The 26200-nt window shown below is 66.3% G+C and carries 15 protein-coding genes and 1 riboswitch; of the genes, 9 read left to right on the top strand and 6 right to left on the bottom strand.

The features are described 5' to 3' along the window. Window positions 1-112: 112 nt before the first annotated feature. A complete protein-coding gene (locus ACFQZZ_RS24260) occupies window positions 113-5044 on the top strand; it encodes an NAD-glutamate dehydrogenase (RefSeq protein ID WP_378685129.1) in 4932 nt (1643 codons plus the stop codon). 37 nt (window positions 5045-5081) lie between these two features. Here ACFQZZ_RS24260 and ACFQZZ_RS24255 read toward each other — a convergent pair whose 3' ends face one another. Beyond that, on the bottom strand, window positions 5082-6188 hold the full coding sequence (locus tag ACFQZZ_RS24255) for an SPFH domain-containing protein (protein ID WP_378684963.1): 1107 nt from the start codon (window positions 6186-6188) through the stop codon (window positions 5082-5084). 211 nt (window positions 6189-6399) lie between these two features. Between ACFQZZ_RS24255 and ACFQZZ_RS24250 the strand changes: the two genes are divergently transcribed. Together ACFQZZ_RS24250 and ACFQZZ_RS24245 are read left to right on the top strand one after the other, a co-directional pair. After that, window positions 6400-7935, top strand: a complete 1536-nt coding sequence (locus tag ACFQZZ_RS24250; protein WP_378684961.1) for an amino acid permease — start codon at window positions 6400-6402, stop codon at window positions 7933-7935. 189 nt (window positions 7936-8124) lie between these two features. Continuing rightward, the gene (locus ACFQZZ_RS24245; protein ID WP_378684959.1) at window positions 8125-10488 is read left to right on the top strand and encodes a tetratricopeptide repeat protein; all 2364 of its coding nucleotides are present in this window, start codon (window positions 8125-8127) and stop codon (window positions 10486-10488) included. Here the strand turns inward: ACFQZZ_RS24245 and ACFQZZ_RS24240 are convergent. After that, complete coding sequence (locus tag ACFQZZ_RS24240) at window positions 10485-10847, bottom strand: DUF1707 domain-containing protein (protein ID WP_378684956.1); 363 nt, start codon at window positions 10845-10847, stop codon at window positions 10485-10487. The two genes, ACFQZZ_RS24245 and ACFQZZ_RS24240, sit on opposite strands and share 4 nt — an antisense overlap. 168 nt (window positions 10848-11015) lie before the next feature. On the opposite strand from ACFQZZ_RS24240, the gene ACFQZZ_RS24235 reads away from it, so the two are divergent. From ACFQZZ_RS24235 to ACFQZZ_RS24220, 4 genes are all read left to right on the top strand, one after another. Next, window positions 11016-11762 carry a MerR family transcriptional regulator gene (locus ACFQZZ_RS24235; RefSeq protein WP_378684953.1) on the top strand — a complete coding sequence of 249 codons (747 nt, stop codon included), beginning with the start codon at window positions 11016-11018 and terminating at the stop codon, window positions 11760-11762. Window positions 11763-12135: 373 nt separating this feature from the next. Continuing rightward, window positions 12136-12726 carry a dihydrofolate reductase family protein gene (locus ACFQZZ_RS24230; protein ID WP_378684950.1) on the top strand — a complete coding sequence of 197 codons (591 nt, stop codon included), beginning with the start codon at window positions 12136-12138 and terminating at the stop codon, window positions 12724-12726. A 58-nt stretch (window positions 12727-12784) separates the two neighbouring features. After that, a complete protein-coding gene (locus ACFQZZ_RS24225; RefSeq protein ID WP_378684947.1) occupies window positions 12785-14251 on the top strand; it encodes a LuxR C-terminal-related transcriptional regulator in 1467 nt (488 codons plus the stop codon). Window positions 14252-14293: 42 nt separating this feature from the next. Next, the gene (locus tag ACFQZZ_RS24220; RefSeq protein ID WP_378684944.1) at window positions 14294-16834 is read left to right on the top strand and encodes an ATP-binding protein; all 2541 of its coding nucleotides are present in this window, start codon (window positions 14294-14296) and stop codon (window positions 16832-16834) included. A gap of 15 nt (window positions 16835-16849) precedes the next feature. Here ACFQZZ_RS24220 and ACFQZZ_RS24215 read toward each other — a convergent pair whose 3' ends face one another. The 4 genes from ACFQZZ_RS24215 to metE form a co-directional block, all read right to left on the bottom strand. Continuing rightward, window positions 16850-17401, bottom strand: a complete 552-nt coding sequence (locus ACFQZZ_RS24215) for a hypothetical protein (RefSeq protein WP_378684941.1) — start codon at window positions 17399-17401, stop codon at window positions 16850-16852. Window positions 17402-17594: 193 nt separating this feature from the next. Then, window positions 17595-17948: a hypothetical protein gene (locus ACFQZZ_RS24210; RefSeq protein WP_378684938.1), complete on the bottom strand. Its 354-nt coding sequence runs from the start codon at window positions 17946-17948 to the stop codon at window positions 17595-17597. Between the two features lie 68 nt (window positions 17949-18016). Further along, complete coding sequence (locus ACFQZZ_RS24205; protein ID WP_378684936.1) at window positions 18017-18301, bottom strand: hypothetical protein; 285 nt, start codon at window positions 18299-18301, stop codon at window positions 18017-18019. A 762-nt stretch (window positions 18302-19063) separates the two neighbouring features. Further along, the gene (gene metE, locus ACFQZZ_RS24200; RefSeq protein ID WP_378684933.1) at window positions 19064-21331 is read right to left on the bottom strand and encodes a 5-methyltetrahydropteroyltriglutamate--homocysteine S-methyltransferase; all 2268 of its coding nucleotides are present in this window, start codon (window positions 21329-21331) and stop codon (window positions 19064-19066) included. Between the two features lie 147 nt (window positions 21332-21478). Then, window positions 21479-21726, bottom strand: a riboswitch (cobalamin riboswitch). A gap of 497 nt (window positions 21727-22223) precedes the next feature. On the opposite strand from metE, the gene ACFQZZ_RS24195 reads away from it, so the two are divergent. Continuing rightward, window positions 22224-25628 (top strand): pyruvate carboxylase, encoded by a 3405-nt coding sequence (locus tag ACFQZZ_RS24195; RefSeq protein WP_378684931.1) that lies wholly within the window; start codon window positions 22224-22226, stop codon window positions 25626-25628. Beyond that, complete coding sequence (gene rsmD / locus ACFQZZ_RS24190; RefSeq protein ID WP_378684928.1) at window positions 25625-26200, top strand: 16S rRNA (guanine(966)-N(2))-methyltransferase RsmD; 576 nt, start codon at window positions 25625-25627, stop codon at window positions 26198-26200. Before ACFQZZ_RS24195 ends, rsmD begins: the two co-directional genes overlap by 4 nt.

The raw sequence follows: 26200 nt of genomic DNA, 5'->3' as shown, positions 1-26200 counted from the left end.
GACATACATCCATGTCGCATCGTTGAATGTACCGCTATACAACGGTACGTTAATCAGGTAACGTATGGAAACCGTACGTTACGAGGTCAGTTCTCGGGAAGGCAGCGGTTCCATGGTGGCAACCACGCAGCAGACGATTACTTCGGGGCGGGTCCGCAACGATCCGACCGATCTGGAGGCGGCCTACTTCCGCTGGATCCAACCGGGCGCGTCGGCGTCGGCGATCACGGATCGGGCCGAGCGGATCTTCCGTCAGCATTTAGAGCTGGCTGCGGTCCGCGCTGCGGGGTCGGCGACGACCAAGGTGTACCGGCCCGACGACAGCAGTGGGCTTGGGGCCGCCGTCCAAATCGTCAATGACGATATGCCGCTGCTGGTCGATTCGGTTACCGCCGCCTTGCGCCGACTCGGTGCCACAGTCACCGAGGTCATCCATCCGGTCTTCGACGTCACCCGTGATGCGGACGGCAGGATCCTGACCATTGTCGCTCGGGACGGTGAGGCGGACCCCGGGCCCGCGGCGGTCGCCGAATCGTGGATCCACGTTCAGTTCGGCCATGGCCTCGCCGATGAGCAGGTGGATCGGATCGAACAGGCGCTCGAGCCGCTGCTGAACGATCTGCGCCGCGTCGCGGACGACACGTCCACCATGGTCGGTGCGATGAACACGGTCGCGGACGGGCTCGAGAACGCCGCGCAGTGGGCGGGCGATCCCGAAATCCCCGAAGCCGCAGACCTTTTGCGCTGGATGGCCGACGGCCACTTCACCACCCTCGGCTACGGCTACTACCGTTTCCGCCGCTCCGCCCCGCGCCCCGATGCCCCCATGGAACCGTGGCAGATCCCCGGAACCGGTCTCGGCGTACTCCACAACGGATCGGTCGCCGACGTCAGCGCCCCCGTGCTCGGCGCGAAACGGCCCGTGCTGCGCCTGGCCAACGGCTCGGTGGATTCCCTGCTGCCCGGCTCGCGCGACCTCTACTACGTCAGTGTCGCCGACTACGGCACCGGCCATGCGAACAGCGCGGGTCCTGCCGGAGCCACCGTCGCCATGGTCAAGGGCGAGCATGTGTTCGTCGGCACGTTCACGGTGACGGGTCTGCACGAGAACATCCTCGACATCCCGGTCATCTCGCGGCGCGTACTCCAGGTCATCGAGTGGTCCGGGTTCGCGCTGAATTCCTTCTCCGGCCAGGCGATGCTCGAGATGATGCAGTCCTTCCCCCGGGTCGAACTGTTCTCCACCGACGCGCGCAGGCTGTTCGAAACCGTCTCCGGCGTAATGAATCTGGGCGTGCGACGCCAGGTCCGCCTCTTCCTCCGCCGCGATACCCGAAGCGGCACGGTCTATTGCCTGGTCTACATGCCGCGCGATCGCTACTCGACCGAGGTTCGGGTGCAGATGGGTGAGTTGCTGCGGACGGAGTTCGATGCCGAGCAACTCGCGTACTCGGCCCGCGCCACCGAATCGGAGCTGGCCGTCGTGTACTTCACGGTGCACCGCAAGCCCGATGCGGAACCGGCCGACATCTCCGAATCCAATCGAGAGCGCATTCAGGAGCTGCTGTTCGCGACGACACGGACCTGGGCCGACCGCCTGGTGGCCGAGGCCGCGGGTGTGGCCGATGTATCGCCAACGGTCGCACAGGATTACGCATCCGCGTTTCCGGCGAGCTATCAGCAGGAGTACCAGCCCGCCCGCGCCCTCGCGGATGTGCAGCGGCTCGAACGACTGACCGATGGCGCCATCGATACCAATCTGTACCGGAACCCCGAATCACCTTCGGGGGAGTGGCGTTTCACCCTCTATGTGGCTGGTGACGGGGTGTCCCTGAGTCGGGTGCTTCCGGTCGTGCACAGCCTCGGTGTGGAAGTGGTCGACGAGCAGCCCTACCGCATTACCCTGTGGGACGGCGCGCAGCGCTGGATCTACGATTTCGGGCTTCGGGTCCCGGCCGCGCTGCTGCGCGGTTCGCTCGACTCCGATATCGAGGCCGATCTGGCGGCGTCCGCCGATATCGAGTCGCTGCCGGAAACCAGTGTGCGCAAGCGCTTTCCGGAGGCCGTCGCCGCGATGTGGTTCGGCAACGCCGAGGTCGACGGACTCAACGAGCTGGTGCTGCGCGCGGGCCTGCACTGGCGGCAGATCGCGATGCTGCGGGCCTACGCGAAGTACTTGCAGCAGGCCGGCTTCGCCTACACCCTGGGCAACATCACGAGAGTACTGCTGAGCCATCCGGCGACGGCGCGCTCGTGCACCGAATTGTTCGGCGCCTACTTCGATCCCGAGGGCACCGGCCCGGAGGCCGAGGTGCTGGCCGCGGGTATCGCGGATCGGGTGCAGGCCGAGATCGACGCCGTCGTCAGCCTGGACACCGACCGGATTCTGCGCGCGTTCCTCGGTCTGATCCAGGCGACCTTGCGCACCAACTACTACCGTCGCGACGATGCGGGCAACCCGCTGCAATACTTGTCTTTCAAGCTGAATCCACACGCCATCGCCGAATTGCCCAAGCCGAGGCCGCAGTTCGAGATCTTCGTGTACTCGCCTCGGGTCGAGGGCGTGCATCTGCGCTTCGGCGCGGTCGCGCGCGGCGGGTTGCGCTGGTCGGACCGCCTGGAGGATTTCCGCACCGAGATCCTCGGCCTGGTGAAGGCGCAGGCGGTGAAGAACGCTGTCATCGTCCCGGTCGGCGCGAAGGGTGGTTTCGTGGTGAAGCAGTCGCCCGCGGCAACCGGTGATCCCGGTGTGGACCGCCAGGCGATGCTTGCCGAGGGCGTGGCCTGCTATCGCACTTTCATCTCCGGCCTGCTCGACCTCACCGACAACGTCGAGCACACCACCGGCGCCGTGGTGCCGCCCGTACGGGTGGTGCGCCGCGATGGCGACGACACGTATCTGGTGGTTGCCGCGGATAAGGGCACCGCGACGTTCTCCGATATCGCCAATGGTGTTGCCCAGCAGTACGGTTTCTGGTTGGGCGATGCCTTCGCGTCCGGTGGTTCGGCGGGTTATGACCACAAGGCGATGGGCATCACCGCGAAGGGCGCATGGGAGAGTGTCAAGCGCCACTTCGCCGAACTGAACGTCGACACCCAGACACAGGAATTCACCGTCGTCGGTGTCGGTGACATGAGCGGTGATGTGTTCGGTAACGGCATGCTGCTGTCCAAGCACATCCGCCTGGTCGCCGCGTTCGACCACCGGCACATCTTCCTCGACCCGAATCCCGTCGCAGCCAGGTCATTCCGGGAAAGGCAGCGGATGTTCGCGCTGCCGCGCTCTTCATGGGCCGACTACGACGCATCCCTGATCAGTAAGGGCGGCGGCGTCTACGACCGGTCCGCCAAGGCCGTTCCGGTCAGCCCGGAGGTCCGTGCGGCGCTCGGTCTCGCACCGGAGGTGACCAAGTTGTCGCCGCCGGAGATCATCAAGGCCATCCTGCTCGCACCGGTCGATCTGCTGTGGAACGGCGGCATCGGCACCTACATCAAGGCTGCCTCCGAGACCGACGCCGAGGTGGGCGACAAGTCCAACGACGCGGTCCGAGTCAACGCGAATGCCCTGCGGGTCAAGGTGATCGGCGAGGGCGGTAACCTCGGCGCGACCGCGCTCGGCCGCATCGAGTACAGCCGCGGCGGTGGCCGGATGAATACCGACGCGATGGACAACTCGGCGGGCGTCGACTGCTCCGACCACGAGGTCAACATCAAGGTGCTGTTGGACGCCCTCGTCTCCAGCGGAGATCTCGCGGTAGCCGAGCGCAATCCGCTGCTCGCCTCCATGACCGACGAGGTCTCCGAACTGGTACTGCGCGACAACATCTCGCAGAACTTCCGCATGGGCATGTCGCGTGCCGACGCGGTGGCGATGTCGGGTGTGCACCGCAGGTTGCTTGCCGATCTCGAAGCACGCCGTGGTCTCGACCGCAGGCTCGAAGCATTGCCGACGGACGCGGAGCTGGAACAGCGTGCCGCGGAGGGGCGTGGGCTGACCTCGCCGGAGTTGGCGAATCTCATGGCGCACGTGAAGCTTTCGCTCAAGGCCGATCTGCTTGCCGGTGACCTTCCCGATAGTCCGGCCTTTGCCTCGGTGCTGCCGAACTACTTCCCGTCACCGCTGCGCGAGCGGTTCGCCACCGCAATTCGCAGGCACCCGCTGCGTCGGGAGATCGTGGCGACCGTGGTGATCAACGATGTGGTCGACTACGGCGGGATCACCTACGCGTTCCGCCTTGCCGAGGAGGCCGGCGCCACCACCGACGATGCGGTGCGCGCCTTCACCGCCGCGGTCGAGATCTTCGATCTGCACGGGCTGTGGCAGCGGATCCGGACCACTCCGATGGCTACCGCGGTGCGCAACGAGCTCGAACTCGAGACCAAGCGCACCCTGGACCGGGCCTCCAGGTGGCTGCTGGCCAACCGGCCGCAGCCGATCGCGATCGGTGCGGATATCGCCCGCTACCGTGACGGTGTCCGCGCCCTCACGGGCAAGGCGCCCGCCTGGCTGACCGGCTACCTCGCCGACGATCTCATCGCGCGCTCGCACGGCACGATCGAACGCGGCGCACCGCAGGATCTGGCCGAGGAGGCGTTCGGCCTCATCCACCTGTTCCCGCTGCTCGACGTGATCGACATCGCCGATATCACCGAGCGTGACGCGGTGGAGGTCGGGGTGCTGCACTCCGCGCTCAACGAACACTTCGAGATCGAGCGGCTGCTGACCGCGGTCGGCAACCTCGAGCGCGGCGACCGGTGGCGCACGCTGGCCAGGCTCGCGGTCCGCGATGATCTGTACGATTCGCTGCGCTCACTGACATTGGATGTGCTGAGCGCCACCGAACCGGACGAGAGTGCCGCGGAGAAGATCGCGTACTGGGAATCAACCAACCGGTCCCGCCTGGCCAGGGCGAGCACCTCGCTCGGGCAGATCTTCGACGTCGGCAGCTATGACCTCGCGACGCTGTCGGTGGCGGCGCGGCAGGTACGCAGCATGGTGAGCGGTGGCGAGTCCACCGCGGTCGCACCGACCGTCACCGGCTGACATCGCCACGAGTGTCCGGAGGTTCGACGCGAGCGCGTCAGCCTCCGGACACTTGCGTTCCGCAGCTGCCGCAGAACTTCGCCGCGGGCGCGGTTTCCGCGCCGCAGTTGGCGCAGTGCCGCGGCGCCGGCGGCGTCAGCGGGTTGCCGCAGTTCGTGCAGAATCGAGCACCCACCGGATTGGTGGTGTGGCAGTGGGCGCACACCGGCTGCGCATCGGCGGCGGCCGGCAGCTCGGCGGGAGTCGCGGCGGATGACGGCCGTTGCCAGGGACTCGTGTGGGCGCCCGTCTGCTGCTGGATGGCTCCCAAACCCAGTGCGGCCCCGAGGAATCCGCCGTCCATGCCGTGACCGCCGTGACCGCCGTGTCCGCCGTGCGCGAACCCCTGGCTCGCGCCGAGTGCGAGTTCACCTGCGGCATAACGTTGAAAGTCGCCGGCCAGCTGAATGTACTTGACGTCCTTGGCAAGTCGCTTGATGCGCTCGGCGTCTTCCGGGTCGAGGGAGATGTCGAAATTGCCCATCCTCGGGATCCGCAGTCCGTATTCGTAGAGCGCGACATTGGTCTGCTTCATGACGGCGGACTCGATCGGCTGCAGCTGCGCCGACAACCCGAGAACTTGCCAGTTGCCCGCTGAAATGCCCTGGGTGACAGCAACTTTCATGGACTTGAGCAGCAGGTCGCCACTCCAGCTCTGCACCCTGGCTGGATCCGTGAGATCGGCGGTGCCGGTCAAGGAGGTGAGCATTTCGCGGGGATCGCGCACCGAAAGCGCGAACTCGCCGAAAGCACGCAGGGTCACCACTTGCTCGCTGACCGGGTCGAAGATGTCGGCCAGCCGACCGCCGAACTTGATGCCGGGGGCCTCCCTGGTGGACACGAAATACAGCTCGGCGCGATAGAAGTTCCCGCCTGTGGCCCGATCGACGAGGGCGCCGAGTACCGGCAGCTCATCCGCGTCGACACGGTGGCGGCCAGGGCCCATGGCAGCCATTACCTGTCCGGACTTGACGAACAGCGCCATCTCGTCCGCGTTGACGATTACCCGGCTGTAGCGGCGGATGTTGACGTCCGGCCACTTGTAGACCAATTGGTTCTTGCGGTCCTCGGGGACCGCAATGAACTCCCTTTCGAACCACGCCATGTCCGCTCCATCAGCCGATTTTTCTACTGAGCGTACCGATATATAGCGGCTCGCTCAATGATGTTTGCGACGATTTTCCCTGCTTAGCGGGCATTCCCGCGAAAGTTCCCAGTTGCCATCATGTTACGTCGAGTGTCCGCTATTGAACGTGCCGCTACTTAACGGTACATTGATCGCAGATATGATCGCCGTCACTTGAAAGGCCGTCGCCATGACCACAGTTCGACCTCCCTCGGAGCAGGCCGCTCCGGCGGACTCGCTCCACGACGAGGACGCGGGCTATCACAAGTCGCTGCGCCCTCGCCAGCTGCAGATGATCGCGATCGGCGGCGCCATCGGCACCGGCCTGTTCCTCGGCGCGGGCGGCAGGCTGGCCCACGCGGGACCCGGGCTGTTTCTGGTGTACGCCATCTGTGGCGTCTTCGTCTTCTTCATCCTGCGTGCGCTCGGCGAGCTGGTGCTGCATCGCCCCTCCTCGGGGTCGTTCGTCTCCTATGCCCGTGAGTTCTACGGTGAGAAGCTGGCCTTCGCCGTCGGGTGGATGTACTTCTTCCACTGGTGCATGACCGGGATCGTAGACATCACGGCCATCGCCACCTATGTCCACTTCTGGGGAGCCTTCGAGGCGATTCCGCAGTGGCTGATCGCGCTGATCGCGCTGGCCATCGTGGTCGCCATCAATATGGTGTCGGTCAAGTGGTTCGGTGAGTTGGAGTTCTGGGCCGCGATGATCAAGGTTGTCGCGCTGGTCGCCTTCCTGATTGTCGGCGTCGTCTTCCTCGGTGGCCGGTTCAAGATCGACGGCCAGGCCACCGGCCCCAGCGTGATCTCCGACAACGGCGGACTGTTCCCGAGCGGCATCCTGCCGCTGGTGCTCGTCACCACCGGTGTCGTATTCGCCTATGCCGCAGTCGAACTGGTCGGCACAGCGGCAGGCGAGGCAGAGAATCCCGAGAAGATCATGCCGCGCGCGATCAACTCCGTCATCGCCCGCATCGCGCTGTTCTATGTCGGATCGCTCGTGCTGCTCGGTCTGCTGCTGCCCTACACCGCTTTCAAGTCCGGTGAGAGCCCCTTCGTCACCTTCTTCTCGCGCGTCGGTATCGACGGCGCCGGCTCGGTCATGAATATGGTCGTGTTGACCGCGGCGTTCTCCAGCCTGAACGCCGGTTTGTACTCGACCGGCCGGATCTTGCGGTCGATGTCGATGAACGGCAGCGCGCCCACGATCGCGTCGCGGATGTCGAAGGGCGGTGTGCCCTACGTCGGGATTCTGGCGACCGGTGCGATCGCGCTGTTCGGTGTCGGCTTGAACGCGATGGTGCCCGAGAAGGCCTTCGAGATCGTGCTGAACATGTCGGCTCTCGGCACCATCGTCGCGTGGACCGCGATCGTGGTCTGCCAGCTCAAGCTGTACCGCTGGTCGCAAGAGGGCAAGGTGGAGCGGCCGTCCTTCCGGCTGATCGGCGCGCCGTACACGAGCTACGCGACGCTGGTCTTCCTCGCGACGGTGGTCGCGCTGATGGCATTCAGCGATGACGAGTTGCAGCGCGGCGCGGTGATCGCCATGGTCGTCATCGTGGTTCCCGCGATGGTGGGTGGCTGGTTCCTCGCTCGCAAGCAGGTGTTGCGCATCGCGACGATCCGGGAGGGTTACACCGGTCAGTTCCCGGTGCTCGCCGAGCGTCCTGCCAGTCGTTCGCACAACGACACCGTGGTAATTCTCGATAAGCCCGACGAAGAGTAAGCCAGTATCCGCCCCGGGCGACACGCCCGGGGCGGACCTATTCCCAATGTTGAGAACAATGCTTGCGCGCATCGACAGGTGGCGGACCAGAATGAAACCCCGTTTGCACGGTGGGTTTGAGAGGTTCGCATGCCGGAGCACCTTGGCGCATCCGACCGTCCGATACCACACCCATGGGCGAATCGGCGGATGCGCGGCACCGAAGTGCCGCGGCGGATGCCGCACCCATGGGCGTCTCGTCGACCGTCCAAGACCGAGGTGCCCGTCCTGTTGCACCCTTGGTCGAAACCTCGGAGTCGTCCGCAGCCCGAGCCGATCCCGAATGACGTTTCGCCCGATACGGTTTCGCGTACCTCGGCCTCTCAGCGCACGACCGACTCCGAGCGTGCGCTACTCGCCCAGCTCGACGAACCCGCTTCGGGCCGCAGCGCACGGTCGCGGCCGAGCGTGCGACGGCTCGGCGACGGGTTGGTCGCCATGCCGCAGGTGAGCCCGCTCGATCCGCGGACCTCGGTGCTCGAGCGTCCGGAAGTGCCCGAGCACAAGCGGTTCTGCTGGAAGTGTCAGCAACCGGTCGGCCGAACCACCGAGGCCGGGCCGGGTGCGGTGGTCGGCGAATGTGACCGCTGCGCTTCGCCGTTCAACTTTCGACCGGCGCTGCAGCCGGGGGAGATGGTGGCGGGCCAGTACGAGGTGCAGGGGAGCCTCGCACACGGTGGACTCGGCTGGATCTACCTCGCCATCGATCGCAATGTGAGCGATCGCTGGGTGGTGTTGAAGGGGCTGCAGAACCCGCTCGACTTCGAGGCGCATGTCGTCGCCCTTGCCGAACGCCAATTCCTTTCCGAGGTGGCCTATCCCGGGATCGTCAAGATCCACAACTTCGTCAAGCACCGGTCGACGCGCGACGTCGCCGACGGCTACATCGTCATGGAGTACGTCGGCGGACGATCACTGAAGAAGATGCTCGATCTGCGTGCCCCGGAACGTATTTCGGTTCCGGACGCCATCGCCTTCATGATGGAGATCCTGCCCGCGCTCGACTATCTGCACTCGTTCGGACTGGCCTACAACGACCTCAAGCCCGACAACATCATGGTCAGCGAGGACGAGGTCAAACTGATCGACCTCGGTGCGGTCGCCGCGATGGAGTCCTACGGAAGCATCTACGGAACCCCCGGATACCAGGCGCCCGAGATCACCGAGACCGGCCCCACCGTGGCCTCCGACATCTACACGGTCGGACGAACATTGGCCGCGCTGATACTCGAACTTCCCAAGGATCGCGAGGGCCACTACCTGCCTGGCCTGCCGACCCCGGAGGAGCAGCCCTTGCTGCGGCGCAACCCGGCGCTGTACCGGTTGTTGCAGCGGGCCACCGATCTGGATCCGCAGCGTCGCTTTCCTTCTGCCTATTCGATGTACAGCCAGCTCGCAGGCGTGCTCCGGATGGTGCTGGCGGCCGAAACCGGTCTGGAGCACCCGCAGGCATCGATCGAATTCGGGTCCATGCGTGGCGATTTCGGCATCGAAACGCTCATCGGGCAGACCGACGGCATGACCGACGGCCGACACCGCCTACCGGCCCTCGACGCGCCGAGTGTGGTTGCGGCGCTACCGGTTCCGATGATGGACAACGAGGACCCGAGTGCCGAGCTGCTGTCCACGCTGTTGCACGGCGACCCGAGGCACGCCCTCGACGCGCTGCGACGCGCTGCCGACCGCATCGTGTCCGGGACGATCCCGGAACCGGAGTCGTTCGAGCTGGAGGGGACGTTGACCGCGATCCGCGCCCATCTCGACCTGGGTGATGTGGTGCTGGCCTCCGACCGGCTTGCCGACTTGCGACCGAACTACAACGCCGACTGGCGCCTGGACTGGTACTCCGCCGCCGCCGCCTTGCTGGACGGTCAGTACTCGCGGGCCTACGAATACTTCGACCTCGTGCACAGCATGCTGCCCGGTGAGCTCGCCCCCGCCCTCGCGCTGGCCGCCACCGCGGAACTCGCACTGCAGCACCTCGAAACGCCCGCCGATGCCCAGCGCTGGCATCGGGTCGCGGCGGACTACTACGGGACGGTGTGGAAGACCAATCACGGTATGGTGAGTGCGGCATTCGGCCTGGCCCGCAGGCTCGCGGCCGACGGTGCATTGCTCGAAGCCGTCGCGGTACTCGACCAGGTCCCTGAGGCATCGCGGTATCACAGCGTGGCGCGCATGACCGGCTGTCTGCTGCTGGTGTCGCGGCCGGTCGCCGACATCACCGAGGGCGATCTCACCGAGGCGGCCACCAGGTTGGATGCCGCACCGGACGAGCCGAGGGCCCTGCAACTACAGGTGATCGTCGTCGGGGCGGCGCTGGAGTGGCTCCGTGCGGGTGGGCAACCGGCGGGCCCCGATTCGACGGTCCTCGGGTTTCCGCTCACGGAGCTGGGCTTGCAGGGCGGGCTGGAAACGAGCCTGCGGGCGCTGGCGCGCATCGCACCACACCGCTTGCATCGGTACCGGCTGGTCGATCTGGCCAACCACGTCCGGCCGCAGACCCGGTTCTAGGTGCGCAGCACGCCTTTTCGTCGGGCGAGCACGAAAAGCGCTGGAGCGCCGAGGGCCACGAGCAGCCACCACCAATCGCCGGTGACGAGGGCGAGGACAAGGACGAAGGCGGCGATCGCCCCGGCGGTCACGACGAGCGTCCGCAGCGGGTTCGGCACCGGGGCGGGTGCGGGCGGCGGCATACTGCCAGGGAGATCGGCAAACAACTCGGCGAGCTCAGTCTTGGTGGTGGCTGTCGATACCGCCGCACTGCGTTCGTCGAATTCGGCCAGATCCAGCCTGCCGGAACCGAGGTGTTGTGACAGTTCCAGCAGCGCCCGTTCACGGTCCGCGACACTGACCCGAGATCCCGCGCTCATGCCCGAAGGATATGCGCCGGTGGAAATGTAGCGCAGGTGTCGGTTTCCACCGGCGGGAAGTCCGATGGTCGAAATTGTATTTGCTGATATTTTGCTGTCGGCCATGGATGCGGCTACAGCGCCCGTGTGGTGCCGGTCGGCGCGGACCTGATGTGGTTTCCTTGAACTATGGCTGCCGCTGTTGAATACACGATCGACGAGCTGGCGCGCGAGGCCGGCACGACCGTGCGGAGTGTGCGGGTCTACCACGAACGGGGCGTGCTGCCCCCGCCGCAGGTCAAAGGACGAACCGGGTTCTACGGGCCCGAGCATCTCAATCGTGTCCGGACCATAAGTCGATTGCTGGATCGCGGGATCAAACTCAATGGCATCAGGGAACTGCTCGACGCCTGGGGCCGCGGTGACGACCTGGGTGACATTCTCGGCGTCATCGACCCCGACGTGGCGAAGTCGGAGGTTGCCGAGACGATATCGGAGGCGGCAGAGACCATTACCGCAACGGAACTCGCCGAACGCTATCGCGAGGTGCCCAACGGCCTTTCGCGCGTGGTAGCGGCGGGTCTGTACGAGCCTGTGGACGCCGAAACCTATCGGATGGCGGACCGCAGGCTGGTACGGATCATCGACAAGCTGGTTGCGGCAGGCGTCCCCGCCGCCGAGGTGCTTGACGAGCTCGAGAAGCTCCGCGCCGACACCGACCGCATCGCCCGTCGCTTCGTCGATCTGTTCCGTCGAACGGCCTTTGCGGCGTTCCAGCGGTCCGATCGAGATCGGGCTGATCGGAACGAACTCGCCAACCGCCTCCAGTCGACCAAAACCATGTCCGGCGAGGCGACCGCGGAGCTCGTGACCCTCTTCGTCGCACGGTATCTCGACCAAGACGCGGAACTCGCCGAGGCGCTGTTGCAGGCCTGACCGGTCGGTTCAACCCTCGAATTACCACTCTGATGACCGCTATTCCCACGCCTGAAGATACTGATCTGTAACGTGCCGTTAAACAGCGGTATGTTTGCTGGCATACCGCGACGGCATCGGCGCCGTCCGCAGGGTGAGAATCACTGCACGGGAATGGTTTTCGGCTACGTGAACGCCGGCGAACCGCGATCGCGCTCGAGGTTCGGCGCCCCCTCTCGATGACCCATTCGGGGAGGTCGGCGGCGCCGAGGCCTGCCGCCGCGCCACCTCTCACGACCTACTTAGGTATGTCGTGAGCAAATCTACCGATGCGCGCGGCCTCCACTCCCCACCAGAATCTGACTTCGGCACGAGGGCAGCAGATGGGTTGGGTATGGGAAGCGTGACACTGTGGATGCAGATGTCGCTCGACGGCTTTGCGGAGGGGCCGGATCAGGAGATCCACTGGCCGATGGTGGACGAGGAGTTGTGCGAATCGTTTCTCGACGAACTACGCGCGGCGGATCTGTTCATCTACGGACGCAAGACGTACGAGATCATGGCATCGTTCTGGCCGACAGCCGACGGGGATCCGGCGATATCCGAGTTCTATGTCGATTTCGCGCGCTGCTGGAAGCAGACGCCGAAGCTCGTCATCTCGCGCAGTCTGCCCAGCGCGGGCTGGAATACGCGAGTCATTCGCGACGGCGTGGTCGATGAGATCTGCGCACTGCGCGACCAGCAGGACTGCAACATGGTGCTGTTCGGCGGCGCGGAGACAGCTTCGGGCTTTATGCGGCACGACCTGATCGATGAGTACCGGCTGTTCGTCCACCCGCTCGTGCTGGGTGGGGGCGTACCACTGTTCCCGGCGCCGGCCGCGATGTCGGATCTGCAGCTGGTCGACGTGATGACCTTCGACAGCGCGGTCGTGCAGATGCACTACCACCAGCCTGCTCATACGTCGGTATGTCGGTCAGCGTAGCGCCCCGGTAACCTGAAATTTCCAGCGCGTTCGTGTTGATTCGACTAACTTTCGTCCTATGTCCCTGGTACAGGCACCCACCAGTGAATTCGTCGGCCGCCAAATGGAATTGGACCGACTAGGTAGCCTGCTGTCCGGAGGTGCACGGCTGATCACCCTGGTCGGGCCGGGTGGCATCGGGAAAACGAGGTTGGCGGCGGAGTTCGTGCGTCGCGTGCATCGCGCCAGGAACCGCCTGGTCTACTGGGCCTCCTTGGCCGAATTGGAAGGCGATTGCCGAGCCACCGCGCAGGACGTGGTGCAGTCGGCGGTGTGCACTTTCGGGACCGGCGGCGACTACTCCGCGGATCGCGCGGTGTTGGTGCTGGACAACTGCGAACACCTATTGGGCGCCGTCGGCCCGCTGATCGCGGATCTGCTGGCCGCGGCGCCGGGCCTGACGATCCTGGCCACCAGCAGAGAACCGATCGGCTGGGTCGACGAGTACATCCTGACCGTGCCGCCGCTAGCGCCGGAACAGTCACTCGAATTGCTCAGGCAGCGCGCCGAACTCGTCGGGCGGGTGATCCCGGATGATGCGCAACACCTCGCCGTCGCCGCGCGGATCTGTCGTCGCGTCGATCACAATCCGCTGTTCATCCGGCTGGCCGCGGCGCGGTTGCGGCATCAACCACCCGCCATGGTGCTGCGCGAACTCACCGGCGGCGCCGATGACAAGCGTCTGAGGTGGACGCACGGCGCCAGGTCGGGCACGGAGGCGCGGCACCGCTGCGTGTACGACGTCCTGGCCTGGTCCTTCGCACTGTGCGGCGTGCGGGAACAACTGTTGCTCGAACGGCTGTCGGTATTCGCCGCGGGACACGAGACCGACGACGGCGAATCACCGAGCAGGGGAATCGAACTCGATGCCGTGATCGCGGTGTGCGCGGACCACATCCTCCCGGCGGGCGAGATCGAGCACCTGCTCGAACGTCTGACGGAGCGTTCCCTGCTCTCGGTGCACCTCACCGCTACCACGATGAACTGGTATCTGGTGGAAAGCGTGCAGGTCTTCGCTCGCGACCGGCTACACCACCGCGATCGCGCCGAGGCGGAGCTACTATCCGCGCGGCACCGCCGCTACTTCCGTGACAAATTCGCTGCCGGGCAACCCATGTGGCACGGTCCCGCGGATAGGGCGTGGATCGACTCGGTCGGTCAGGAGATCCGAAGCGCCGTCGAGGTTTCGCGCCCGCTGCCCGCTGCTCGGTCCGCCCTATCTCCCTCCCCATGGAGCGACTTGTCGCAGGCAGAACGCGATGTGGCGGTGTTCGCCGCGGCGGGCTGGCCGAACAGTGCGATCGCGACCCGGCGACACAGTTCCATCCGGACCGTCGACGCACAGGTCGCGACCATTCGACAGAAACTGATGATCGCCTCTCGTCACGAGATCGCCCGCTACATCCCCGATGAACTCGCGGAGCGCGTTCGGCACGAATCCGAACGAAGGCCGCGCCGAAACAGTAGAGTTGCTCGTTATCGATAAGCTACTGCTACACGTAGCTTCGAAATCGATAGGTGAGCAAGGATGTCTGCAGTGAATCCCGGCGACGACGTCCCTGCCGCGAGTGAGTTCGTCGGCAGGCACATCGAGCTGGAGCGGGTTGCCACGCTGCTGTCCTCGTCCACAGCTCGACTGATCACCCTGGCCGGACCGGGTGGCATCGGCAAGACCACGTTGGCGGCCGAAGCGCTGCGCAGATACCGGAAGGCGCCACACCACACGGTCTATTGGACGCGGCTGTCCCGGTTGGCGCCGGGCGCCGACACCGGAGTCGTCGCCGAAGAAGTGGTGCAGTCGGTGGTGACCGCGGATATCGCCGCCAGGTCGGCCTGGGACGGTCTGCTGGAGACGTTCACTGCGGGCCGCGAGACGGGGAGCCATCGGACGATATTGGTGCTGGACAACTGCGAGCATGTACTCGCTGGCGTCTTTCCGCTGATCGTCGGCCTGCTGGAGGCGGTGCCGGGACTGACCATCATCGCGACCAGCAGGGAACCGGTGGGGTGGATCGACGAGCATATTGTGACGGTGCCGCCGATGTCGTCCGGACACGCTCTCGAGCTGTTCCGACGGCGCGCCGAGCTCACCGGCCGGCCGATCTCCGATGATCCCGAACAGCTGGCCGTCGCCAAACAGATCTGCTGGCACGTGGACAACAACCCGCTGTTCATCCGACTGGCGGCGGCGCGTCTGCTGCACCGGCCACCCGTCATCGTGCTGCGCGAGCTCACCGGCAATACCGACGACAGACGCATGCAGTGGTCCAACGGCGTCCGGCTCGGTGCCGAGGAACGCCACCGCAGTGTTCGGGACGTGATCGCCTGGTCGTATGGACTGTGCACCGCGGGTGAACAACTCCTGCTGGACCGGATGTCGGTGTTCGTCACCGGATGCGATAGCGACGACGACGAAACGCTCGGCGGCGGAGCGGAATCCGACGCCATCGTCGCGGTGTGCGCCGATCCGTCCCTGTCACCGGAGGAGATCGAGCGTTCGCTCGAACGGTTGACGGAACGGTCGTTGGTTTCCTGCCGCATCGCGCCGACCACAGTCCGGTACTTCCTCCTCGAAAGTGTCGGGGTGTTCGTCCGAGACCGACTGTCCCGGCGTACCGACGATATGGACGAAGCGCGGCTGCTGGCCCGCCACCGGCGCTACTACCGGGACAAAGTCGCCGCGGGCCAGGCCACCTGGTACGGCCCGCACGAACAGGACTGGCTAGCTTGGGCGCGTTCGGCCTGGTGCAACATTCTGCTCGGCATCGAAACCAGCCTCATCGAACCCACCGAGGCCGTCATCGGCCTGGAGACCGCCGCCATTCTCATGGCGCTGCGCATCCCGTTCATCACCGGAGCCAACCGTGCCATCGGGGGTCTCACCGAACAGGCACTGGAAGCGACCAGGCAGGTCGATCCGCCGCCGACCCAGCTCCGGATCACCGCGACCGCGCTGGTCGGGTGGGTGGCGATCTGGCAGGGCAGGCATGCCTATACCGCGCAGCTGCTCGACGAGTGCGCGGCCGAGTGCCTGTCCGATCCGGCGCTGCGCCGGACCTGGCGCGCGACCGCCCGCAAGGACGTCGGCCTACCTGCCCCGGTGGAGTTCACCTGGGGTCTGGAGCTGTTGCTGATGCACCTCGACCCGCGGGCCGTTGATGTACTGACCAGGGCGAGTAGGAAATTCGCGGAGGCGAATGATCAGGGTGGGGTGCAACGGAGCGAACTGTTCGCGGCGCTCACCTGCGCGAACCTCGGTAACGCCGAGCAAGCTCTCGGTGCCGCGCGGGAGCATCTCGATCGGGCTGTCGCCAGTGATTCCCAATGGGCCATCTCCTGGGGCGAGGTGGCATGGTTGATCGCGGTGTCCAGGCACGGCGATCCACACGATGCGATAAAAGTCGGCCGGGCCGCCGTGGAACGTCTGTTGGTCTCGGGTGACAGATGGACGGCCGGCTGGATCATCCACTTCAGCACGATGGCGCTGACCTATATTCTCTCGGCCCGGATCGCCGCAAAGGACGGTGACCACGCCGAACTCCGAGCGGCGGCGACCGAAATCGCCTACTTCCAAGGCGGTATCGCCACTCTGCACCGGTCGATGGGCATTGTCGCCGACCGAGTGACGCTGGTGGCTCGTGGCATCGATCATGCCGCGGCGGTGGCGAGATCGATCCTCGGTGCGCAGGACTACGCGGCGGCCGTCCGCCGCGGCGCGCGAATGCGCCCGGAACTCGATGAGCTGCAACGGTTCATGCTCGGCAGGTTCGCTATCGACGAGCTGCCGAGCGACGGTCCCGCGGCGCGCGAGACCGCTTCACGCTGGCACGAGCTCTCGCCGGCCGAAAGCGACGTCGCGGTGCTCGCTGCGGCGGGCTGGGCCAACAGCGCCATCGCCGCGCGGCGTGGTAGTTCCATTCGGACTGTCGATGCCCAGGTCGTGGCCATTCGCCGGAAATTGATGGCGGCCACCCGCGCGGACATCATGTGGCACGTGCCGGGTGACCTCACCGAGCGGATCCGGCTCGAATCCGAGCAACGGCCCTCGAGGTCCCCGGCACGTCCGTGAACGTCGCCTTCGCGATCAGGTCAGGTTGCCGTCGTAGCAGAGGCTCGCCGACCGCCACGAGCGCTGTGGCCCCGTGCCCCCGTCGAAGGTCCACATGGTGATGGACTCTGCGGCCTTCCAGTACACGGCGCCGTTACGGTCCGCGACGACCTCGTACACGTCCTCGGAGCCTTCGATCAGTTGACTGCCGACGCAATAGTCGTTGTACGAGGTTCCCGGCTGGCGCGCGCCCGGACTGAACAGGCCCGCGGGGTTCGTGTACGCGCCGGGGTTGCGGACGGTGCTGTGCCCGTTCACCGCATGTCCGCGGACCCAGTGTGGGCTGCCGTACCTATCCGATCGGCAGCTGAAGTTCCAGCCGCCCGCGTTCACCGCCGTGCCCTGCGCGTAGGCGTCGCCCGCCCACCGGCAGGAGACGGCGGGCTCGGCCGCGGCGGTTCCCGCGCCGACACCGATGCCGCCGGCCGTCACCGCGGTCATCGCGAGCAGGGTCAGCGTCTTGGCCTTCGAAGTACGGCGTTCGGTACACATCGGCACGGCCTTCTCACGTCCGCTCATTGTGGACATCGGCTTTAACTCTCTTTCGTCGTCTGTCCCATCAGCCGACGTCGATCGGGCTAGCGGGGATACTTCACACGTCATGTAATGTGCCGTTAAGTAGCGGCACGTTTATTGGAGGGGCTGAGGAAGGGCGATAGTTGCCACTGACCGTTGACCGCCGCCGGGGTTCGACTCCGTATCGGCGGTCAACGCTGTCGGTTTATTTGCACCAGGTTGCCTGGACCTTGCAGACCTTCCAGCCGCCGTTTTCGGAACCCTGGGCCTGGTAGCTGCGGGAGTTGTTCTGGTTCTGGTTCTGGCGCTGGTGGAATTCGCGGATGTTCTGTTCCTGCGCGACGCGCCGCCCGGGATTGTTTTCGCGGTGGTGGTAACCCATGGGGTCGATATGATGCGCGCCGGCCGAATCGCCCGAGCTGTAGGAACCACCGCGGCCCGACCCGCCGCCGGAATGGTCACCGGGGACTGCGGATGCGATTCCCGCGGAGGCGGTGGTGATCGCGCCGACGATCGCGGCGCAGGTCAGCAGGCGGCGAGTGTTGGAATTGGTGGTCATTGTATTTCTCCGATCAATTTCGAGCTGTAGTCAAGTCGAGTGGCACTAACCGACGTGTTGCTGGTCGGTTAGTTGAAAAGGCCGCAGAACAGCGGGCCGGGAATGAATTGCGTGCCGCAGTTTTGGCGACGTGCTTGCTCGTCGTGGCGCCTGCGGTGGCGCTGCGAATCGCTTCCCGATTTGTCACGTCCGTGGTGGCTGGGGGATTCGGTCCGCACCATCGAAACGGTCGGGCCGGGCTGGGCTAGAACCTGCGCGGGCATCAGCACCGCAGGGGTCACCACCGTTGCGCTCACGATCAGCAGGCGGAGCAGGGTTTTCGTCGCCCGCCGCTGTGGGTTGTGTCCAGTCATCGTTTGCGTCCTTCACGATCTGTAGATCGCCCGGGAATCCCCGGCTAGCGACTCACTGTCTATCGTGCCGCTATATAACGTCACATTAATCGACGGTTCGATGGATGTCTAGAGGTTTCTTGGGAGAATCCGCAGTTACGAACAGGTTTCGCGGACGTTTCGACGAGGGGGCGACGGCCTTCGGGCCCGAATCGGGGCAGGCCGAGCGGCGATCGGCGGAAACGGTTTCCCGTGCGGCCGGAGTACGCCGGTCGAACGGATCCGGCAGGAACCGACGGCTACTGCCCCCGGAAACTTGTAGGGAATAAGGGGAACCCGATCGGGCTCACTCGCGTCGAAGACAACAAAGGGGATTCGAGCTGTTTCGATCGTGCGAGGAGGGGATGCACATGGAGCGTTGTCCGGGATGTCATGCCGCGTTGCGGCGTGGGGTCGGCGCAAAGTCGCAGGTACGGCCGGTGCTGCGGGCCGGGGAGGCATGTGAGCGCTACCCGACGCGTCCAAGGCGACGGCCACGGCCTGAGCCTGAATCCGGCTGAGGCCATTGGTAATTCGGTACGGCTATTTGTTCTTTGAAGACGATCGGATCCGGTAAATGGCGATGTCCGGCCGCTCGTGACAAAGGTGAATTTGGTCCCCGAGCCTAATTCGGTACCTGCTCGGCTTGGGCGGACCTGCCCTTACTCCCTCCGGACTTCCGGAGGGAGTAAGGGATTTCAGTGCGAACGCATTAATGCGAACGCGTCCGATACGTCGAGCGGATCAGCGGACGGCGGCCGCGGCGGCGACCATATTGCGCAGTGACGCTTCCACCTCGACCGGTCCCCGGGTCTTCAATCCGCAGTCCGGGTTGACCCAGAGTCGTTCGGCCGGAACGGCTTTCAGTGCAGCACGCAGCGACGTGGTGATCTCCTCGATGCTCGGCACCCGTGGCGAGTGGATGTCGTAGACACCGGGGCCGACACCCAGGTCGAAGCCCGCCGCATTGAGATCGTCGAGCACCTCCATGTGCGAGCGGGCCGCCTCGATCGACGTCACGTCGGCGTCCAGACCGGCGATCGCGTCGATGACCTCACCGAACTCCGAATAGCAGAGGTGGGTGTGGATCTGGGTCGCATCCGAAACGCCCGAGGTCGCCAGCCGGAAGGCCTGCACCGACCAGTCGAGGTATTCCGGCTGATCGGCCGCCCGCAGCGGCAGCAGCTCCCGCAGCGCCGGTTCGTCGACCTGGACGATACGGATGCCCGCGGCCTGCAGATCCACGGTCTCGTCCCGGATCGCCAGCGCCACTTGCCGTGCCGAATCGGCGAGTGGTTGGTCGTCGCGCACGAACGACCAGGCCAGGATGGTCACCGGACCGGTGAGCATGCCCTTGACCGGCTTGTCGGTAAGCGATTGGGCGTAGGTGATCCAGTCGACGGTCATCGGGGCGCGGCGCGCCACATCGCCGTACAGGATCGGCGGCCGCACGCAGCGGGTGCCGTAGGACTGCACCCAACCTGCCTCGGTGGCGGCGAAACCGTCGAGCTGCTCGGCGAAGTACTGCACCATGTCGTTGCGCTCGGGCTCGCCGTGCACAAGCACGTCCAATCCCAGCTTCTCTTGCAGCGCAACGACATCGGCGATCTCCGCATGCATCCTGCCGACATATTCGGCCTGGTCGATCTCGCCCTTGCGCAGTGCGGCCCTTGCCAGCCGGATCGCGGAGGTCTGCGGGTAAGAACCGATGGTGGTGGTCGGCAGCGACGGCAACCGCAGCCGTTCGGCCTGCAGCACGCGACGTTGGTCGGCGGGCGCGCGTCGGACGGCGTCCGGGCCGAGCGCGGCCAGCCTGGCCCGCACCTGCGGGTCGTCGAGCCGGGGATCCGCGCGCCTGGTCGCCAAAGCCGCACGAACCGTGTCCAACTCGGCGGCGATGGCGTCCGGGCCCTCGTTCAGCGCGGTGGCGAGCAGCCGCACCTCGGCTACCTTTTCCGCACCGAATGCCAGCCACGACCGCAGCTGCTCGTCCAGGCCGGTTTCGGTGTCGAGGGCGTAGGGCACATGCAGCAGCGAGCAGGAGCTCGACACCGCGACCGTCGCCGCGGAACCGAGCAGGGTGCCGAGGGTGGCCAGAGCGCGATCCAGATTGGTGCGCCACACATTACGGCCGTCGACCACACCGGCGACCAGCAGCTTGCCTGCCAGCGCGGGTACCGCGACCACCTCCGAGAGATCGGTGGCCACGGTGAAATCGAGTGCGATGCCCTCGATCTCGGTGCTCGCCAGCGCGGCGAGCGCGGCGCCCGGCTTACCGAAGTAGGTGGCAACCAGAATCGCCGGGCGATCGTTTGCCGCCGACAGCTCGGCGTAAGTGCTACGCACCAGCTCGATTTCGTCGGCGGTCAGGTCGGTGACCACGACGGGCTCGTCGAGCTGCACCCACTCGGCGCCTGCTTCGGCGAGCAGCCGAAGCAGCTCACGGTAGAGCGGAACGAGTTCGCCGAGGCGATCGAGAGCCGCGCCGCCGGTCGCCTTGGCCAGCTTCAGGAAGGTGATCGGGCCGACGACGACCGGCCTGGCGGGCACCTCGAGGGCGAGCGCCTCGCGCAGCTGCTCGAGCACCTGCTCAGGATGCAGCGAAAACGCGGTGTCCTGGCCGATTTCCGGCACCAGGTAGTGGTAGTTGGTGTCGAACCACTTGGTCATCTCCAATGGCTCGACCGTGTCGGTGCCGCGCGCGGCGGCGAAGTAGCGGTCCAGCGAATCGGCGATGCCGGCCACCCTTGGCGGCAGCGCACCGAGGAGCACGGCGGTGTCGAGCACCTGGTCGTAGTAGGAGAAGGTGCCGACGGGAATCGAATCGAGCCCGGCGGCCTGTAGCTCGGCGAGTTGGGTGCGCCGCAGGTCGCGTGCGACGGCGTGCAGTTGCTCGGCGTCGATGCGTCCGGCCCAATAGGACTCGGTGGCGCGCTTGAGCTCACGGTGTGGCCCCACCCGCGGCAGGCCGAGAACCGTTGCGGTGAACGGTGTGTGATGCGAAACAGTCACGATGTTTCTCCAGTGCTGAGTTCGAGAGCCGACCGCCCTACGAGCACGCGGAAACCAAGTGACATGCCGGAGGAACCGACAGGGGAGCCCGACACGTCGCACTGGTGGTCCGCGCGCCCAATCCACGAGGCGGTGGCCGCCGGATACGGCGTATCCGGCACGGCTGGCAGGTCTTCGGACTTGCGGGCACGGGCCTTCTGGCCGACCCCGGCCTGCGCCGGGGCTCACCTACTGGCCGTCGCTTCCCAAGCCGCGGGGCCGACTGCCCGTTGAACTCAGTGCCTGTGACGGCGGTCGTTCCTGCATACCGCTGCGGGACAGTCCCGGATTCTCACCGGGTTCCCTCTTCGCCCGTGCACCCGGCATTCGGCTGCACGAGCTTCGGCTCCGATACGCGACGTCGGGGCTCCATCTCGTCTGCGCACCGGCGAACCAGCTGCAACAACCAGCATAGGGCAGTGTTTGTTTTGCAGCGCCTGCGGCGCCGCGTGTTCGCGGCCCCCTTGGTCTCGCTTCCGAGCGGGCGAGACTCGCGCCTGCGGCGCATGCGCTTCGCCCGCTCGGAAGCGAGCCGGGCCGCGAACTCTAGGGCTCGGTCTCGCTTCGCTCGGAAGACGATGTCGTGGCGAGGGGGTGCGTCGGTGGCGATGCTCGCGACTTTGTTGGCTCGCTTCCGTCCTCCACGGGCTGATCGCGTACGTCGCTCGCAAGACCTGGTGGCCCGGTGATCGGCCGAGCTTCTTCGCAGTCGCGAACACGCGATGCCGAAGGCGCTGCAAAAATAAACACTGGATTAACGCAACTTCGCAAGCGTGCTAGGTCCTGTTGTGAAGATTCCTGCGAAGGGGCCTTGGCTGTCAGAAGCATCTTCGGGGGCGGGTACCTTAGGCCAATGTTCTCGAAAGTCTTGGTTGCCAACCGCGGCGAAATCGCGATTCGGGCCTTCCGCGCGGCCTATGAGCTCGGCATCGGAACCGTCGCGGTTTTCCCCTACGAGGACCGCAACTCGGTCCATCGGTTGAAGGCGGCCGAGTCCTACCAGATCGGGGAGGAGGGCCACCCGGTCCGGGCGTATCTGTCCATCGACGCCGTCATCGAGGCCGCCAAGTCGGCGGGCGCCGATGCGATCTACCCCGGCTACGGCTTCCTGTCCGAGAACCCCGATCTGGCCGCGGCCTGTGCCCGCGAGGGCATCACCTTCATCGGCCCGTCGGCCGAGGTGCTCGAGCTGGCAGGTAACAAGGCGCGCGCGATCGCGGCGGCGAAGGCGGCAGGGTTGCCGGTGCTGCGGTCGAGCGAGCCGTCAGCGGACGTCGAGGAACTAGTCGCCGCCTCCCAGCAGTTGGACTACCCGATCTTCGTAAAGGCCGTCGCCGGTGGCGGCGGCCGCGGTATGCGCCGCGTCGCCGACCCCGAGCACCTGCGTGAGTCGATCGAGGCCGCGTCGCGGGAGGCCGAGTCGGCCTTCGGTGATCCGACGGTGTTCCTCGAGCAGGCCGTGGTGAACCCGCGCCACATCGAGGTGCAGATCCTCGCCGATCAATACGGCAACGTGATGCACCTGTTCGAGCGGGACTGTTCGCTGCAGCGCCGCCACCAGAAGGTGATCGAGCTCGCTCCCGCGCCGAACCTGGATCCCGCACTGCGCGAAAGGATTTGCGCCGACGCGGTCGCCTTCGCCCGGCAGATCGGCTACAGCTGCGCGGGCACCGTCGAGTTCCTGCTCGACGAGCGCGGCAATCACGTCTTCATCGAAATGAACCCGCGCATCCAGGTCGAGCACACGGTGACCGAAGAGATCACCGATGTGGATCTGGTGCAGTCACAGCTGCGCATCGCGGCGGGGGAGACCCTCGAACAGCTCGGCCTGAGTCAGGACACCGTGCGGATCCGCGGCGCAGCGCTGCAATGCCGCATCACCACCGAGGACCCCGCCAACGGCTTCCGTCCCGACACCGGCCGCATCACCGCCTACCGCACACCCGGTGGCGCAGGCATCCGCCTCGACGGCGGCGCGAACCTCGGCGCCGAGGTCGGCGCCTACTTCGACTCCATGCTGGTGAAGCTCACCTGTCGTGGCCGTGACTTCGAAGCAGCCATCGCGCGGGCCCGCCGTGCGGTGGCGGAGTTCCGAATCCGCGGCGTGGCAACCAACATTCCGTTCCTGCAGGCCGTGCTCGACGATCCCGACTTCCGCGCGGGCCGGGTCACCACCTCGTTCATCGAGGAGCGTCCGCAGTTGCTGACCCTGCGCGGGTCGGCCGACCGCGGCACCAAGATCCTCACCTATCTGGCCGACGTCACCGTGAACAAGCCACACGGCGAGCGGCCGACCACCGTCTACCCGCATGACAAGCTTCCCGCGCTCGATCTCACCGCGGCGCCGCCCGCCGGATCCCGGCAGCGGCTGCTGAGCCTCGGCCCCGAGGGTTTCGCGCGGGCGCTGCGCGAGCAGAAGGCTGTCGGCGTCACCGACACCACCTTCCGTGATGCGCACCAGTCGCTGCTGGCCACCAGGGTCCGCACCAACGGCCTGCTCGCCGTCGCGGGGCATGTCGCGCGGATGACCCCCGAACTGCTGTCCATCGAGGCCTGGGGCGGCGCGACTTACGATGTGGCGCTTCGCTTCCTGTACGAGGACCCGTGGGAGCGGCTGGCCGCATTGCGCGAGGCGGTGCCGAACATCTGTCTGCAGATGCTGCTGCGCGGCCGCAACACCGTCGGCTACACGCCCTACCCCGAACAGGTGACTCGCGCGTTCGTGTCCGAGGCCACCGCGACCGGCATCGATATCTTCCGCATCTTCGACGCGCTCAACAATGTCGACCAGATGCGCCCGGCCATCGACGCGGTGCGTGAAACCGGTACCGCCATCGCGGAAGTCGCGATGAGCTACACCGGTGACCTGTCCAATCCGGACGAGACCCTCTACACCCTCGACTACTACCTCAAACTGGCCGAGCAGATCGTGGATGCGGGCGCACATGTCCTTGCCATCAAGGACATGGCAGGCCTGCTGCGCGCCCCCGCCGCCGCCACGTTGGTGGCCGCGCTGCGCAGCAACTTCGACCTACCGGTGCACGTGCACACCCACGACACTCCCGGCGGTCAGCTGGCCACCTATCTCGCCGCGTGGCAGGCAGGCGCCGACGCGGTCGACGGCGCCAGCGCCGCCATGGCGGGCACCACGAGCCAGCCCGCGCTGTCGGCGATCGTCGCGGCCGCGGCACACAGTGAGTACGACACCGGCCTGAACCTGCAGAACGTCTGCGATCTGGAGCCGTATTGGGAGGCGCTGCGAAAGGTGTACGCGCCCTTCGAGTCCGGGCTGCCCGCCCCGACCGGTCGGGTCTACACCCACGAGATTCCTGGTGGTCAGTTGTCGAACCTGCGTCAGCAGGCCATCGCGCTCGGGCTCGGCGACCGGTTCGAAGAGGTCGAAGCGAAATACGCGGCAGCGGACCGGCTGCTCGGCAGGCTGGTGAAGGTGACCCCCTCGTCCAAGGTGGTCGGCGACCTCGCGCTCGCGCTCGTCGGCACCGGCGTCGATATCGAGGACTTCGCCGCCGACCCGGGCCGCTACGACATCCCCGATTCGGTCATCGGTTTCCTGCGTGGGGAACTCGGCACGCCCGCGGGCGGCTGGCCCGAGCCGTTCCGCAGCAGGGCACTGGCAGGCCGTGGCCCCGCGAAACCGGAAACCGCGCTGACGGCCGCGGATGAGGCCGGGCTCACCGGTTCCTCGCAGCAACGTCGCGACACGCTGAACCGGCTGCTGTTCCCGGCCCCCACCGCCGAATTCCTGGCGCACCGTGAGAAGTACGGCGACACCTCCGGGCTGTCGGCCAACCAGTTCTTCTATGGCCTACGTCGCGGCGATGAGCATCGCGTGCAGCTGGAAAAGGGCGTCACCCTGCTCATCGGCCTGGAGGCCATCTCCGAACCCGACGAGCGCGGCGTACGCACGGTGATGTGCATCCTCAACGGTCAGCTGCGCCCCGTCGCGGTCCGTGACCGGTCCATCGCCAGCGAGATCCCGGCCGCGGAGAAGGCGGACAAGACCAACCCCGGCCACATCGCCGCACCGTTCGCCGGTGTGGTGACATTGGCTGTGTCGGAAGGCGATTCGGTCGCCGCGGGCGACACCATCGGCACCATCGAGGCGATGAAGATGGAGGCCGCGATCACCGCACCGCGCGGTGGCACCGTCGGCCGGGTCGCGATCGGCCGGGTGCAGCAGGTCGAGGGCGGAGATCTGCTTGTCGAGCTGGCTGTGCGCGAGTCCGCGGTCGAATGACGCGGATCGTCGCTGGGACGGCGGGCGGGCGGCGGCTACGGGTGCCGCCCGCAGGGACAAGGCCCACCTCCGACCGGGTGCGTGAGGCCCTGTTCAGCGCGCTGGAATCCAGGATGGACTTCGAAGGCGTCCGCGTTCTCGACCTCTACGCGGGTTCGGGCGCGCTCGGACTGGAGGCGCTGTCGCGTGGTGCGAGGCACGCGCTGCTGATCGAATCCGACCGCAAGGCCGCCGCGATTGTGCGCGGCAATATCGCCGACCTCGGCCTGCCCGGCGCGGAACTGCGCGTCGGCGCGGTCGCGGCCGTCTTGGCGCAGGCCGGCGCCGGTGGGTACGACCTGGTGCTCGCCGACCCGCCCTACGACGTGGATACCGCGGCGGTGACCGACGACGTCCGTGTCCTCGCCGACCGCGGCTGGCTCACCCCCGGCGCGCTGGTCGCCGTGGAACGCTCCATCCGCTCACCCGAGATCGCTTGGCCCGCAGCTTATGTCCCGGCGAAGGTGCGCAAGTACGGGGAGACCCGGATCGAGCTCGCGGAGTTCGTCGGCGAGTCGCCTGCTAGCGTTTGA

Origin of the sequence: Nocardia sp. GCM10030253, from assembly GCF_042675075.1 — a bacterium.
Lineage (GTDB): Bacteria > Actinomycetota > Actinomycetes > Mycobacteriales > Mycobacteriaceae > Nocardia.
The sequence above is the reverse complement of the archived record's forward strand: the minus strand, read 5'-3'. Positions and strand labels throughout refer to the sequence as shown.

Bases quoted from the DNA above. Each gene is read 5' to 3' on its own strand.
- ACFQZZ_RS24260 (WP_378685129.1), top strand. From the start codon at position 113: ATGGTGGCAACCACGCAGCAGACGATTACTTCGGGGCGGGTCCGCAAC.
- ACFQZZ_RS24255 (WP_378684963.1), bottom strand. From the start codon at position 6,188: ATGGCGTGGTTCGAAAGGGAGTTCATTGCGGTCCCCGAGGACCGCAAG.
- ACFQZZ_RS24250 (WP_378684961.1), top strand. From the start codon at position 6,400: ATGACCACAGTTCGACCTCCCTCGGAGCAGGCCGCTCCGGCGGACTCG.
- ACFQZZ_RS24245 (WP_378684959.1), top strand. From the start codon at position 8,125: ATGCGCGGCACCGAAGTGCCGCGGCGGATGCCGCACCCATGGGCGTCT.
- ACFQZZ_RS24240 (WP_378684956.1), bottom strand. From the start codon at position 10,847: ATGAGCGCGGGATCTCGGGTCAGTGTCGCGGACCGTGAACGGGCGCTG.
- ACFQZZ_RS24235 (WP_378684953.1), top strand. From the start codon at position 11,016: ATGGCTGCCGCTGTTGAATACACGATCGACGAGCTGGCGCGCGAGGCC.
- ACFQZZ_RS24230 (WP_378684950.1), top strand. From the start codon at position 12,136: ATGGGAAGCGTGACACTGTGGATGCAGATGTCGCTCGACGGCTTTGCG.
- ACFQZZ_RS24225 (WP_378684947.1), top strand. From the start codon at position 12,785: ATGTCCCTGGTACAGGCACCCACCAGTGAATTCGTCGGCCGCCAAATG.
- ACFQZZ_RS24220 (WP_378684944.1), top strand. From the start codon at position 14,294: ATGTCTGCAGTGAATCCCGGCGACGACGTCCCTGCCGCGAGTGAGTTC.
- ACFQZZ_RS24215 (WP_378684941.1), bottom strand. From the start codon at position 17,401: ATGTCCACAATGAGCGGACGTGAGAAGGCCGTGCCGATGTGTACCGAA.
- ACFQZZ_RS24210 (WP_378684938.1), bottom strand. From the start codon at position 17,948: ATGACCACCAATTCCAACACTCGCCGCCTGCTGACCTGCGCCGCGATC.
- ACFQZZ_RS24205 (WP_378684936.1), bottom strand. From the start codon at position 18,301: ATGACTGGACACAACCCACAGCGGCGGGCGACGAAAACCCTGCTCCGC.
- ACFQZZ_RS24195 (WP_378684931.1), top strand. From the start codon at position 22,224: ATGTTCTCGAAAGTCTTGGTTGCCAACCGCGGCGAAATCGCGATTCGG.
- rsmD (WP_378684928.1), top strand. From the start codon at position 25,625: ATGACGCGGATCGTCGCTGGGACGGCGGGCGGGCGGCGGCTACGGGTG.